Source organism: Pseudoalteromonas lipolytica, assembly GCF_900116435.1.
Lineage (GTDB): Bacteria > Pseudomonadota > Gammaproteobacteria > Enterobacterales > Alteromonadaceae > Pseudoalteromonas > Pseudoalteromonas lipolytica.
This window is the reverse complement of record NZ_FPAZ01000001.1, coordinates 288563-302193: the sequence shown is the minus strand read 5'-3', so window position 1 is coordinate 302193 and position 13631 is coordinate 288563. Positions and strand designations below refer to the sequence as shown.

Annotated in this window: 15 protein-coding genes; 10 read left to right on the top strand and 5 right to left on the bottom strand. The window is 41.1% G+C overall.

The annotated features are described in order from the left end of the window. The first annotated feature begins 72 nt into the window (after positions 1-72). On the top strand, positions 73-1335 hold the full coding sequence (gene icd / locus BM378_RS01320; protein WP_074988384.1) for an NADP-dependent isocitrate dehydrogenase: 1263 nt from the start codon (positions 73-75) through the stop codon (positions 1333-1335). A gap of 8 nt (positions 1336-1343) precedes the next feature. Here icd and BM378_RS01315 read toward each other — a convergent pair whose 3' ends face one another. Together BM378_RS01315 and BM378_RS01310 are read right to left on the bottom strand one after the other, a co-directional pair. Next, on the bottom strand, positions 1344-1787 hold the full coding sequence (locus tag BM378_RS01315) for a hypothetical protein (protein ID WP_074988328.1): 444 nt from the start codon (positions 1785-1787) through the stop codon (positions 1344-1346). 110 nt (positions 1788-1897) lie between these two features. Further along, complete coding sequence (locus BM378_RS01310) at positions 1898-2845, bottom strand: LysR family transcriptional regulator (protein ID WP_074988326.1); 948 nt, start codon at positions 2843-2845, stop codon at positions 1898-1900. A gap of 105 nt (positions 2846-2950) precedes the next feature. Between BM378_RS01310 and aceK the strand changes: the two genes are divergently transcribed. The 4 genes from aceK (at position 2951) to BM378_RS01290 (ending at position 6515) form a co-directional block, all read left to right on the top strand. Further along, positions 2951-4759 (top strand): bifunctional isocitrate dehydrogenase kinase/phosphatase, encoded by a 1809-nt coding sequence (gene aceK, locus BM378_RS01305; RefSeq protein ID WP_074988324.1) that lies wholly within the window; start codon positions 2951-2953, stop codon positions 4757-4759. A 77-nt stretch (positions 4760-4836) separates the two neighbouring features. Next, positions 4837-5229, top strand: a complete 393-nt coding sequence (locus tag BM378_RS01300) for a DUF4488 domain-containing protein (RefSeq protein WP_036968957.1) — start codon at positions 4837-4839, stop codon at positions 5227-5229. Between the two features lie 8 nt (positions 5230-5237). Next, a complete protein-coding gene (locus tag BM378_RS01295) occupies positions 5238-6200 on the top strand; it encodes a zinc-binding dehydrogenase (protein WP_074988322.1) in 963 nt (320 codons plus the stop codon). 54 nt (positions 6201-6254) lie between these two features. Further along, the gene (locus BM378_RS01290; RefSeq protein ID WP_036968953.1) at positions 6255-6515 is read left to right on the top strand and encodes a DUF2999 family protein; all 261 of its coding nucleotides are present in this window, start codon (positions 6255-6257) and stop codon (positions 6513-6515) included. A gap of 50 nt (positions 6516-6565) precedes the next feature. Here BM378_RS01290 and BM378_RS01285 read toward each other — a convergent pair whose 3' ends face one another. Next, positions 6566-6772, bottom strand: a complete 207-nt coding sequence (locus BM378_RS01285; protein WP_036968951.1) for a helix-turn-helix transcriptional regulator — start codon at positions 6770-6772, stop codon at positions 6566-6568. Beyond that, entirely contained in the window at positions 6772-7230 is a 459-nt protein-coding gene (locus tag BM378_RS01280) for a hypothetical protein (protein WP_036968948.1), read from the bottom strand. The genes BM378_RS01285 and BM378_RS01280 overlap by 1 nt, the downstream gene beginning before the upstream one ends. Before the next feature lie 184 nt (positions 7231-7414). Here BM378_RS01280 and lepB point away from each other — a divergent pair, with 184 nt between their 5' ends. Both lepB and BM378_RS01270 read left to right on the top strand, forming a co-directional pair. Then, the gene (lepB, locus tag BM378_RS01275; protein ID WP_074988320.1) at positions 7415-8074 is read left to right on the top strand and encodes a signal peptidase I; all 660 of its coding nucleotides are present in this window, start codon (positions 7415-7417) and stop codon (positions 8072-8074) included. Between the two features lie 110 nt (positions 8075-8184). Next, positions 8185-9000, top strand: a complete 816-nt coding sequence (locus BM378_RS01270; RefSeq protein ID WP_227006821.1) for a hypothetical protein — start codon at positions 8185-8187, stop codon at positions 8998-9000. Between the two features lie 63 nt (positions 9001-9063). On the opposite strand, the gene metG is transcribed toward BM378_RS01270, so the two are convergent. Next, positions 9064-11088: a methionine--tRNA ligase gene (gene metG / locus BM378_RS01265; RefSeq protein WP_036968946.1), complete on the bottom strand. Its 2025-nt coding sequence runs from the start codon at positions 11086-11088 to the stop codon at positions 9064-9066. A gap of 178 nt (positions 11089-11266) precedes the next feature. On the opposite strand from metG, the gene apbC reads away from it, so the two are divergent. The 3 genes from apbC (at position 11267) to dcd (ending at position 13561) form a co-directional block, all read left to right on the top strand. After that, positions 11267-12346, top strand: a complete 1080-nt coding sequence (apbC, locus tag BM378_RS01260; protein ID WP_074988318.1) for an iron-sulfur cluster carrier protein ApbC — start codon at positions 11267-11269, stop codon at positions 12344-12346. 140 nt (positions 12347-12486) lie between these two features. Next, positions 12487-12633, top strand: a complete 147-nt coding sequence (locus BM378_RS20370) for a hypothetical protein (RefSeq protein WP_162898032.1) — start codon at positions 12487-12489, stop codon at positions 12631-12633. Positions 12634-12973: 340 nt separating this feature from the next. Beyond that, positions 12974-13561, top strand: a complete 588-nt coding sequence (gene dcd / locus BM378_RS01255; protein ID WP_036968938.1) for a dCTP deaminase — start codon at positions 12974-12976, stop codon at positions 13559-13561. Positions 13562-13631: the final 70 nt, after the last annotated feature.

Genomic DNA, 13631 nt, shown 5'->3' with positions numbered 1-13631 from the left:
AGTGCAGACAAATCTTGGTATTAATAGATACTCACAAAGCATATTCAACCGACTAGTTGCTAAAACGTTATGATGCAGTATCAACATATTTCAGTGCCAGAGCAGGGTGAACAAATCACCATCGATAAAAATGGCCAGTGGTGTATTCCTGACAATCCAGTAATCGCTTACATTGAAGGGGATGGTGTTGGGCAAGATATTAGCCCCGTTATGCGAAGTATCGTTGATTCTGCTATTGAGGCGGCTTATCAAGGAGAGCGTCGGATTCACTGGATGGAAGTGTTTAACGGTGAAAAAGCGGCCGCACTCTACGACGGAGATTGGTTTCCACAAGAAACACTCCATGCCGTAAGGCAATTTAAAATTGCCATAAAAGGTCCTCTAACCACTCCTTTGGGTGGGGGCTTTCGTTCTTTGAACGTCGCACTTCGCCATGAAATGGATTTATTCGTTAATATGCGGCCTATCCGCAGTTATCCGCATTTACCCTCACCATTAAAAGAGCCTGAAAAAACCCACATAACCGTTATTCGCGACAGTTCAGAAGATGTTTACTCGGGTATTGAATGGCAAGCTGGCAGTATTGACAACGAGCGAATGCTCGACTTTTTATGTCAAGAAATGGGGGTGACACGATTACGTTTTGATACCCAGTGTGGGCTTGGCATTAAAAATAGTTCAAAAGAAGCGGCCGAGCGTTTGATGCGATATGCACTCAATTATGCACTAAAACAACAAAGTAAATCTTTAACTGTGGTGCATAAAGGGAATGTATTAAAGTTTACAGAAGGGGCGTTTAAACGCTGGGCCTTTGCGGTTGCAGAGCAAGAGTTTAATGCTGTTGCCCATGAGAATGGCCGTTGGTTGCTAGTAAAGCGTGACAATCAGGACGATTTAGTCATTAAAGAAGTGATTGCCGATAATATGCTTCAGCAGGCGTTGCTTACACCAGAACAATTTGATGTAGTCGTAACCACCAATCAAAATGGTGATTATTTGGCCGATATGTTGACTGCACAAGTCGGTGGCGTTGGTATAATGCCAGCAGCAAATTTAAATAATGAGGTGGCTTTTTTTGAGCCAACACATGGCACTTTTAACCGGATAGCGGGTGAAAACACGGCGAACCCAAGCAGTAGTATTTTAAGTGCAGTAATGATGCTGCGTTTTATGGGGTGGCAGGAGGCTGCACAAAAAATTGAGTCAGCTCTGGAAGAAACATTATTGGCAAAAGAGCTTACCTTTGATTTGGCTGACTATGTCACCGGTGCGACGATGCTTAATTGCAGTGATTTTGCAAAAAGCATCATCGCTCGAATAAGTAACTCAAAGTAATGCGCATATTAAGCAGCGTGTGCGCTATTAATGGCGTAGACGCATGGTTTACCTGTCAGTGCTGCGGCACGTTGGTAAATGTGCTTTGCACCAGGCTCGTCGCTTGTAATACCTGTTAGCGTATCCATAAGAGCAACTACTAAAATAGCCGGTACTTGGCAGCAATACTCATCAAGTACCGCCGGCGTCGTTTGAGCATCTACATGACAATGTGGATGAGTGCGTACAGAGCTGTAGGCAGTTAACAGTGTTTCGGTTGGTAAAACATCATCTGCTTGGTGTTTCGTTTTACGACACTGACACCCAAATTCATCAACCAGTGTTGCAAGAATCTGGTATATCTCGTCACACGCAATTTCGCTTTTTTTACAAAGTTGCTGTTCAATAAGAGTATGTAATTGACCATTAATGTAAAGGCCGTCTTGTTGAGTGAATTGTGCTGAAGTTTCCATATCAAGTTCTCTTTGTTTATGTGCTTAACTTCACTCTAGCCTGACACTCATTATTAATGAAATTGTTGTTTTCAATAACTGATATTGATTTTATCAATATTGTTAATTTGTTACCTGTCGGCCACTGTATTTGCAAAAGCTAATAGTTCTCGACGCAGCCATTGGTGCGGGTTTGCATGGTGTAATAATGGACTCCACAGCATTTTTACTTCAATGGGAACAATTTGAAATGGCACTGGACTTATGACTAAATCGGTGTGTTTTGCGAGCAACATCGCTTGACGACGAGGCAGCGTGGCTATCAATTTAGGCGATTGGCAGAGCAAGCTTGCGACCATGTAATGGCGAGTGAATACACGAATATTACGCGTTTGTTCGAGCTGCCATAATGCTTCATCTACCCAGCCTAATTTTTGACTTCCGGATTTATTAGTCACCGCTGCTTCAACCCCCCAGCCAGCCCTATTTACCCAAATATGCTCTTTTGCAAGGTAGTTCTCAAGCGTTTGCTGTTGTAGATAAGGATTGTCAGGGTGACTTAAGCAGCAATAGTTATCGCGCCAGACACTGGCTTGGTGAAATGAACGGGGTAAACCATTAAAGCGGTTTATAGCTAAATCGATTGTGCCCTTTTCCATATCTTGTAAGTTGACGTCGCTTGGACTCAAAATATCAAAATTAAGGCCGGGGCTTTTCGCCAGTTGTTGGGTGATAAAAGGGGCTATTAAGGTTGATTCTAGATAATCATTTGCCATGATCCGAAACGTTATATTTGCAGTGCTTGGGTCAAACAGTTCACTTGGTTGCGTTATTTCTTCGGCCATTTTTAGCAGTGCTTCAATTTCAGGCTTGAGACTCAGCGCTTTGGCTGTGGGTGTCATTGTGCCAGCGGCTCGAACGAGCAAGGGATCGTCAAATAAATCACGTAACCGTTTTAATGCATTGCTCATCGCAGGCTGCGTTAAGGCAAGTTTATTGGCTGCTTTTGATACATTTTGCTCATCTATCAGTACATTTAAATACACCAATAGATTTAGGTCGACATGCCTAATATTCATCTGATCAATCTTATTTATTATCTTTATTAATTACCTAAATTAAAGCGTGCTTGCTATTGTGTGTAAACACGGCAACTAAAATAATCAGCATAAGTGATATCAATAATGCCTCAACACGATGCAATTTTTCGTAAAAAAACAGAGTCGGAACAACTAAAGAATATTATTGCCACGAAACTAGCCCGCGCTGTGTATGCAGGGTTTGAGGCCATGTTTGCAGAGTTTTTGAATATCACTTTAGGGGCACAAAGCCGGTTTGAACAACGTCAATGGCATCAAGTGCAAACAGCAATGAAGTTACGGTTACAGGTTTACGAAGGCCAAGTAAAAAAAGTAAGTGAAGCTGTAAAGATCATAGCTTACAGCGAAGTTAACGATCCTGCTCTGTGGTTATTAGCAAAACAAATTTATGCAGAAATGGTGAAAAATCACGAAAACCAGCCCATTGCACATACGTTTTTCAACTCGACATTTGGGGCTATTTGGGACTCACGTAAAATCCGTAATGTTCATTTGTTTGTTTTAAAGGCACGGTATCGCTTAGGGCCTCGTCCGTTTGATTCTCTGGTAAGTCGGATCTCGTTACAAAGTGGTTTTGAAAATGCGATAAAAACCCTTGTGAGTCGTCATGTTTTTCGCTCCGATTATGCACATTTCACTGATGATATTGCCATGTTGCAGCGTACTTTAATCGCAGGAGCAAAAAAACAGTGCCCACAGGTTTATGAGCTGCTAGCACTGAATGATGGGTATATCGAATACGCTAATTCATTATTTTTCAGAAATAAAGCGTGTTACATCATTGGGCGATGCATTGCTAAAAACGGTGATAATATGCCGTTTGCCATAGCCTTACTAAATAGTGAAAAAGGGCTGCACATTGATGCCGTCATGATGGGCGCCGATCAACTTAGTCTGCTATTTGGGTTTGCGCGAACCTACTTTATGGTCGACACCGACCAACCTGCGCGTTACGTTGATTACCTCAGCGTGCTGATGCCCCATAAGCAACGTTTTGAGTTATTTAACGCGATAGGATTTATCAAGCATGCCAAAACCGAGTTTTATCGCTATAAAGTTGATACCACTAAAAATAGCCCTCCTGATGATAAATACATTATTGCCCCAGGTACGCCTGGCATGGTGATGTTGGTATTTACGACACCAGGCTCTGATTATGTGTACAAAGTGATTAAAGATAAATTTAGCGCACCAAAAACCGCCACTAAACAACATGTCATGGCGAAATACGACTTTGTAAAGCAAGCCGATCGCGTGGGGCGCTTGGTTGATACCCATGAATTTCGTTATTTAGCGTTTGATTTAAGCCGATTTAGTGAAGAATTACTCACTACGATGCAGCGCCAAATTGGCGACAGTTTAATTATATCGGGTAATGCGCTTATTTTGCGTCATGTGTATGTTGAACGGAAAATGACACCGCTTAATTTATATATTAATCAGTGTGATGAACGAAAACTTGAACTTGTTATGATTGATTATGGTAAAGCAATCAAAGAGCTGGCAGGTGCAAATATCTTTCCAGGCGATATGTTGATGAAGAACTTTGGTGTGACCCGCTGGGGAAGAGTGGTGTTTTATGATTACGATGAAATTTGCCCGATGACGGCGTGTCAATTTCGAGAGTTACCAAAAAGTGCTGACTCGTTAGAAGAGTTAAGCAGCGAGAGTTACTTTGATATTGCTGAAAACGATGTGTTTCCGAGCCAATTCAAGGTATTTTTCAGTGCAAATAAAACGGCTTTTTCATTTTTTAATGCTGTGCATCACGACATTTTCAGTGTTGCTATGTGGCAGCGACTGCAAGCGGCTATTAATGAGGGACAATTATTGGATGTGTATCCGTATAAACAATCGTGGCGGTTTAGTGAAATGAGAGCAAAACAGGGGTGAAAAAATCTCAACCACGTAGTCCTTCATCGGGATCCGGTATTGGCGTATGCTAATACGAACAATCAAGGGAGTACACTATGCTAAAAATATTCGGCATTTCAAGTTTGTTGCTAGCCTCATTCGCGAATGCGAACCCGCTGGTGGGGAGTTGGCAATTTGTTGAAGGAAAGTATGCGACAAAGGAAGGGTATGTTACGGCAAAAGCACCCGAATTAACCTCGGTAAAGCTAATTACCGATACTCATTTTAGTTATATTACGCAGAAAAATGGCAATTTTCATTATGCGGGTGGCGGCAAATATGTTTTGCAAGACCAGCAATTTATCGAGACTTTTTCTTATGGTAATGTGCCTTCATTACAAGGTAAAACCATGGCATTTGATTACAAAGTAGACGGTGATTTATGGCATCATACTTTATATGAAAATGGTAAATTGGTGGAAGCTGAAATCTGGCAGCGAATTAAATAGAAGGTGTTATGCGTTATATTAAGCACGAAAATTCACAGTTAACGTTTGCAGAAATTGAAAAGCCGAATATTAAACACGATGAGGTACTGATTAAGGTCGCCGCAATAGGCGTTAATCGTGCTGACTGTTTACAAAGGCAAGATAAATACCCACCTCCTAAAGGCGACAGTGAGATTTTAGGTCTAGAGTGTGCTGGCACTGTCGTCGCACAAGGGGAAAACGTTGAGGTTGATTGGCTTAATAAACCCGTTTTTACTTTGTGTGCCGGAGGCGCATACAGTGAGTATGTTACGGTAGATGCAGCACAGGTGATGCCGCTTGCTGACTCAATGAGTATGACAGAAGGGGCTGCGGTGAGCGAAGTTTATCTCACTGCATTTTCGGCGTTATTTCAATTTGGCAAGCTTGAAGCTGGGCAAACCGCACTTATACACGCTGGTGCAAGTGGTGTGGGTGGTGCCGCTATTCAAATGGCAAAAGCTATTGGGGCTCAGGTAGTCATTACTGCGGGGAGCGATGAAAAATGCGCGCATGCAAAAAAGTTGGGTGCCGATCACTGTATAAATTATAAAACCACCGACTTTGTGGAGTATATGAAGACACATCAGTTACAAGCAAATACAATTGTCGACCCCGTTGCAGGGCATTATTTAAATAAAAATGCTGCTGTTGCTGCAATGGATTGCCAAATTGTGATGTTGGCATTTTTAGATGCGCGCTTTGCTGAGGTTGATTTCGCACGTTTGCTGAGTAAACGTATTTCATTTCATGCTTCTACACTTAGAAACCGCTCTATTGCTTTTAAACGTGAACTAAAAGCACAGTTTATAGCTCGCTTTTATGGCGAACTCGCTGCGGGTAAATTTGACTTTAATATATATAAAACCCTGCATTGGCAGGATGCAACTGAGGCTCACCGCATTTTAGATAATAATGAAAATTCGGGTAAAGTGGTGCTACTGGTTGAATAACGAAAAATTGCCCACATTATTGAGCTTATTAGCAGTAAATTAATAAAGGTTAGTATGAACCCAATTATCGCAATGCTGAAAGAGCATAACGTGAGTGACGAAAAAGTACGTGAGCTTTTTCAAGCATTTATGGAAAACCCAATGATGGCTATGGGCTTAGTTCAGCAACTCGGGATCCCGCCCGAAAAACTTCAACAACTGATGGCGTTGGTTATGACACAACCGCATTTAATAAAAGAAGCGGCTGAGTCAGTAGGTATCAGTAATGACGAAGTTGAACAAGCGAAAGCACAGTTTAAAAATCAACAGTCTTAAATAGAATAGAAGAGGTTAGCTGCATGCTAACCTTTTTTATTGCAAGCGTGCTATTGATAAGAAAAAACGTCATCGAGTTTCTTATCAAACAATTGAGCAATCTTAAAAGCCACTTCAAGTGAAGGGGAATATTTGCCTTTTTCAATGGCGACAATTGTTTGTCTTGAAACACCGACGGCTTCGGCCAGAGCTTGCTGCGTCATTTCATTGTGATGAAATCGTAATTCTCGAATAGTATTACTGAGCTGTTTTTTCATTAGCTATCTCTTCGATAGAAATACACCTTACTGGCTGTCGTGATAATCTCACTGATCAAAAAGCCTATAATGAGGTAGTGCATTATATTATATAAATCTGAAACTTCAGGTAATAACATGCGACCAGATACACGCTCTATCTGAGTGGCTAAAAATACACACATTAAAATAATTGCTGAAGTTAACCAATGGCCAAGCTTAGCGCTTTTAAGTTCAATGAGTTTATCGCGCTCATCATCACCTAAATCTGCTTCTTTGTGCTTAATGCCTGCAAGCACTGATTGCATAATAATTTCGAGTATCACCGCAGTAATTACGACCTTATATAAGTAAGAAACCATTGTATCTTGGCTTAGGTTTCCATTTGTTTGTAATGAGTTAATACCAGTAAGGTAATAAATTAACAAACCAATAGTCACTCCCAACGTGCCCCAAATTGTCAGTTCTTTGTAGCTCATCTTTTATCATCCAGTGTAAAAAATATTTGACTTGGTGTTAAGTAAACTACTCATTGCTGGTTGTGTCAAATATTTTTAACACCATGTATGATATTTTTATCTTTGAAGTATTTCGTTACATTTAGCTAAGAACTAATTTGAACGGCAAAGACTCTTAATGAAACTAACAACACAAGGAACGAATATGAATTGGCTTGCTAACGTATGGAAAAATAACCGTTCATTGATTGTATTCATCTGCTTAATGAGTGTATTTAGGAGTGCTGTTGCCGATTGGTATGAAGTACCCACAGGGTCTATGAAACCGACAATTGTTGAGGGAGACCGTATTTTAACCGATAAAATGGCCTATGATTTACGGTTACCATTTAGTCATATATCACTGGCGCGCCTTGATGAGCCAAAAGCGGGCGATATCATTGTATTTGATTCAACTGCTGCTAATAACCGCTTAGTCAAACGTGTGATTGCAGTGCCGGGTGATACGGTTACTTTAGTTGATAATAAATTGATTATTAATGGTCAAGTACTTGATTACTCGCTAGTGGATGATGAAGCAGGACAGCAAACGTATTTAGAAAATCTTGCGGGTATTAAACATGCAATTCAGGTGTCGAAGACCCCCTCTGTGATGCAGCATTTTGCGCCAGTGGTTATCCCTGCAGATATGTATTTAGCGATGGGAGATAACCGTGATAACAGTGCAGACTCGCGTGTAATCGGTTTAGTGCCGCGTAGTGAGCTGTTAGGAAAAGCAGAAAGGGTGCTGGTGTCGCTTGATTATGATCATCATTACTTACCCCGCAAAGAGCGGTTTCTTAAAGATTTATATTTAGCACCCTGAAGATGAAATAGTTAAGTGTGAGTAAGCGTCAGATAATAATTGGCTATTTATCGTTTTGTGTCTCAATATTGACTACATGAAAAATAATACGTCTAAATAAGGAATAATCAGTGACGGACAGCAAACGATTTAAGCCTTTTATTGTTTACTTTTTATTGATGAGTTTTGTTGGGTTAGTTGCATGTGGTTCGAGTTCAAAGACTGAAAACCCAATCGCAACCGAGCCTGACAGCTCACTTCCTAATAATAGCACCGGCATTGTTGATAATAGCGCAAGTGCTGATTATAACATTATCATTTATGGCAATAGTCATAGCGCAAAACTTGCGACCTTGCTTGAGCAGTTAATTTCGAGTGAGTTAAGTAATAGTCAGGTTGTGACCCTCACGGTGAGTGGCCGTTTTTTGGATGAAATAGTTAACTCCCCCGGGAATATCGAAAAGCTAAAACAAAACAAGTGGAGTCATGCGATTTTTCAAGGGCAAAAGTATTCTCAATCGGGATCTGTAAATTATTCTACGGCAGAAACCGAGCGTCTAATTGCGAATGCAAAAGTGCTGGGAATAACGCCAATTCTATTCCCTGAACACCCACAAAGGGGGGATAGTAAAGAAGGTGAAGCGGTTTATAAGTTACATTTATCCATTAGTGATAAAGAAACGAGCTGTGTTGCGCCCATCGGTTTAGTGTGGGACAAAGCGATAGCAAGATTACCAGAAGTGAATTTATACCATAGTGACGGTAATCATGCCTCGGATGCTGGGCATTTGCTAACTGCGATGACCTTTTATGAAATTATTACCGGAGAACTTGCCGATACGCTTTCTTACAGCGCCTCTTTCCCTATTACTGAGCAACAGCACCAAGTATTTGGCCAAATTATTACCCAAGTATTAACCGAACACCCCGCGTGCCCAACAACATAAATGCCGAATATAAAAAAACCGTTGTGTTTGCACACAACGGTTTTTTTACAATAAGGTTTTACCTTACATGACACGCATGCCTGGCTCTGAACCCTCATCAGGGTTAAGAATATAGATTTCTTTGCCGCCAGGGCCTGCTGCTAACACCATGCCTTCAGACATACCAAAACGCATCTTACGTGGTTTAAGGTTCGCTACCATAACGGTCAGCTTGCCTTCGATGTCTTCAGGCGCATACGCAGATTTAATACCGGCGAATACCTGGCGAGTTTCGCCACCTAAATCTAACGTCAATTTTAATAATTTATCAGCACCTTCAACGTGTTCTGCTTTTGCAATTTTCGCTACACGTAAATCAACTTTAGCAAAATCATCAAATTCGATTTCAGGGCTGATTGGCTCTTTCGCTAATGGGCTATTAGGATCAATCTTGTCTTTTTCAGCGACGAGGCTTTCTTTTGATTCTTCAATCATTTTATTTACTTTATCCATTTCAACGCGTTGCATTAACGGTTTAAATTTATTAATAGCATGACCCACAAGTGCTGTTTGCACACCTTGCCATGTTAATGCGTCATTTAAAAAGGCTTCAACATTGGCAGCCATTCCTGGTAAAACAGGCTTTAAGTAGGTGATAAGCACACGGAACATATTGAGACCAAGTGAGCACACGTCATGCGCTTCTTGTTGTTTTGCTTCGTCTTTAATTAACACCCAAGGAGCTTTAGCATCAATAAATTGGTTGGCTTTGTCTGCAAGCGCCATAATTTCACGAATAGCACGGCTATAGTCACGATTCTCGTAATGATTAGCAATGCTGTCTGATGCCGCTTGGAATTCACTTAGTAACGCTTCATCCATCACTGTGTCGCTTAGTTTTCCGTCAAATTTCTTGGTGATGAAACTAGCACAACGGCTTGCAATATTGACCACTTTACCAACCAAATCTGAATTTACACGCAGGGCAAAATCTTCAAGGTTTAAATCTAAATCAGTAATACCGTTGTTAAGTTTTGCCGCGTAATAGTAGCGTAGATATTCAGGGTCTAAATTATCTAGATAAGTACGTGCCTTTACAAAAGTGCCTTTAGATTTAGACATTTTTGCGCCATTTACGGTGACAAAGCCGTGAGCGAATACATTCGTTGGTTTTCTGAAGTTTGCCCCTTCTAACATGGCAGGCCAGAATAAACTGTGGAAGTAAATGATGTCTTTACCGATAAAGTGGTAAAGTTCGGCTTCTGAGTCTTCACGCCAGAACGCATCAAAGTCGATGCCTTTCTTGTCACATAGGTTCTTAAAGCTGGCCATGTAACCGATGGGTGCATCTAGCCATACGTAGAAGTATTTACCTGGAGCACCTGGGATTTCAAAGCCAAAGTAAGGTGCATCACGACTGATATCCCACTGCTGCAGGCCATCTGCAAACCATTCGTCTAACTTGTTAGCCATTTCTTGTTGGATAGTGCCAGAGTGTAACCACTCTTTTAGCATGTCTTCAAAGGCTGGCAAGTCAAAGAAGTAGTGCTCAGAGTCTTTTAACACAGGCTCCGCACCCGACATGACAGAACGTGGATTGATAAGTTCAGTTGGGCTGTATGTTGCACCGCATGCGTCACAGCTATCACCGTTTTGATCTTCAGACTTACACGTTGGGCAAGTACCTGTTACAAAACGGTCAGGTAAGAAAATGCCTTTTTCTGGATCAAAAAGCTGAGAAATAGTGTGCTTCTTAATGTGGCCCGCATCATTTAAGCGGTTATAAATAAGCTCGCTTAACTGCTTGTTTTCTTCGCTGTGAGTGCTGTGATAGTTATCAAATTCTATGTTGAAATCAGCAAAGTCGCGTTGGCGTTCTACACTGACATTTTTAACCATTTCCTCTGGCGTGATCCCTTGTTTCTGCGCATTAAGCATAATGGGGGTGCCGTGAGCATCATCTGCGCACACGTAATAGGTCTCATGACCTTGTTGCTTTTGAAAACGCGCCCAAATATCAGTTTGGATGTATTCTAATAAATGACCTAAGTGAGTCGGGCCATTGGCATAAGGTAATGCGCTAGTAATCAGGATCTTTCGCTGTGCCATAATCATTCCGAATTGAGGATAGTTCGTTGCAAAAATGCATGAATATCATTATTTAATTCATTGCGAGTTGCCTATATACAAAACAACGCAATGATATTATCTAATTGTCTGGTTTTAATGCCTTGAATGTTACATAATTCCGAAGCACTTTTCATCAAAGAAACGCTATTTTATTGCTATGTTTGGACTGTCAAAATTATTCTCTGGTAAATCGGCTGAAAAAGAACCGCTACTTGATGCGTTAGCTGCTTATAGAAGCAGCGCATTTGCGATTGGGATTGAAGCCCAATGGGTAAAAGAAATAACAATAAATACCGACAAAAGCTTTAAGGTTAAGCTGGAATTACCCTTTGCTGGCAAGGGAGAATTAGCACAAATCGGAGAGTTTGTTAGCAATAAGCTCTCAGTATCGGTGAGCATCGACGCCGAGGTGTCATTACCCAACCAATGCTGCTTTAAGCAGATTAAGCAGATTGTACTTGTTGCATCTGGCAAAGGGGGAGTGGGTAAGTCGACAACGGCTGTGAATCTTGCCTCAGCACTTGAGCAAGAGGGAGCTAAAGTGGGGATTTTAGATGCTGACATTTATGGCCCATCGATCCCTTTACTTTTAGGTCTGCAGGGTGCTGAGCCTAAAACACTGGATAATAAAACCTTATTACCATTTGAAGCACATAATTTGAAAGCGCAATCAATTGGTTTCTTAGTGCCGAGTGATGATGCAACAGTGTGGCGAGGCCCCATGGCATCGGGGGCGCTTAATCAACTTATGAATGAGACCGATTGGGGTGAACTTGATTACCTCATCGTTGATATGCCGCCCGGCACCGGTGATATTCAACTAACCATGAGTCAAAAAGTACCTGCTAGTGGCGCTGTAATTATTACAACACCGCAAGATTTAGCCCTAGCTGATGCACAAAAGGGGATTGCTATGTTTAATAAAGTCAATATTCCAGTATTGGGTCTTATTGAGAACATGAGTTACTTTTTATGTGGTCATTGCGGCGAACCCAATCATGTATTTGGCAAAGATGGCGCTGTAAAATTAGCTCACCGCCATGGTGTGCCTGTATTAGCCAACATCCCTCTTGCGATTGAAATACGTGAAAGCTCGGAGCAAGGGCAGGTAATTTCTCGAGATAATGCAGCATCAATCAGCGCTACCTACAAAAATGCTGCACGTGTCCTAGCCAGCAGCTTGCATTACCAGCAAACACAAAATAGTTCGGTAGAAATACTGATAACAGAAGATTAAACACAGAAAAAAATGTTAATTTTTTGTTGTTTATTACTCATTGTGACAATGAGGTATTTGTGTTTTTGTGCTTAATGAGTGCATTTACTGCCCTTTAGAGTGTTTTCTGTCTACTTAAAAGACACATAAAACAACTTGCGATGGCGCTTTCTGTAGCGACATTAGCTGGCTGCGGTGGCTCTGCCACAGAAACAAAAATTGACACTATCGACCCAAGTGAACCCACTTCTGATTGGGGGATGGTATGGGAGGATGACTTTAATGGCGATTCAATTGACAAAAACTAACATCGCGAGAGTACGAACTCGTTAACGTATTTGAAGGTTCATATTTTCTCAGCTTATGTCGCGTCTTGTTATACATTCATTGTATTAAAAAAATCATTTCACCCCATACTAAACGTAAAAGTTATTCTTAACGGTTTAAATGAGTATAAAAAATTAATTCATGAAGAAATGTCTGTAAGACTAACTTGATAAGTGAGTTTTGTGTCACAATAATCCCAGCATACTGTGAGCTTTAACGCTTATTGATTGCATTAAATGCATGAACTAACGTGAAGCAAGATAATTTTTACAGCGCAACATGTTGATAATAACTGTTTGGCTGTTTTAGGTAGAATAATAAATGAGATTATCAGATACCCATATTCAGCAATATATTAACGAGGGTCGTATCGTTATAGAACCTTCACCGAGCAAAGACATGATTTCTGGGGTGACGGTAGACTTACGTTTAGGCAATAAGTTTCGAGTGTTTCAAGATCATACCGCAGCTTACGTTGATTTAAGCGGTCCGAAAGATCAACTTAATAAAGCGATGGAATCAATTATGAGCGACGAAATCGTGTTAGCGGAAGAAGAAGCCTTTTTTCTTCACCCAGGCGAATTAGCCTTGGCGATTACGCATGAAAAAGTTACGTTACCCGCTGATATTGTGGGTTGGTTAGATGGCCGCTCCTCACTCGCTCGCCTTGGTTTAATGGTGCACGTAACGGCACACCGAATTGACCCAGGTTGGTCAGGTAATATTGTGCTTGAGTTTTATAACTCGGGTAAATTGCCTTTGGCATTAAGACCGATGATGAAAATAGGGGCGATGAGTTTTGAGACCATGACCAGCCCAGCCGAAAATCCTTACAACACCCGTAAAGATGCGAAATATAAAGATCAAAACTCGGCGGTAGCGAGTCGTATTAGCGACGATAATAAGTAAGCTTTTCTTATGTGGCCTACGGGCCACAGTACTTTAATTGCAAATCGTTCCCAAAAGTTGGCAATTTACG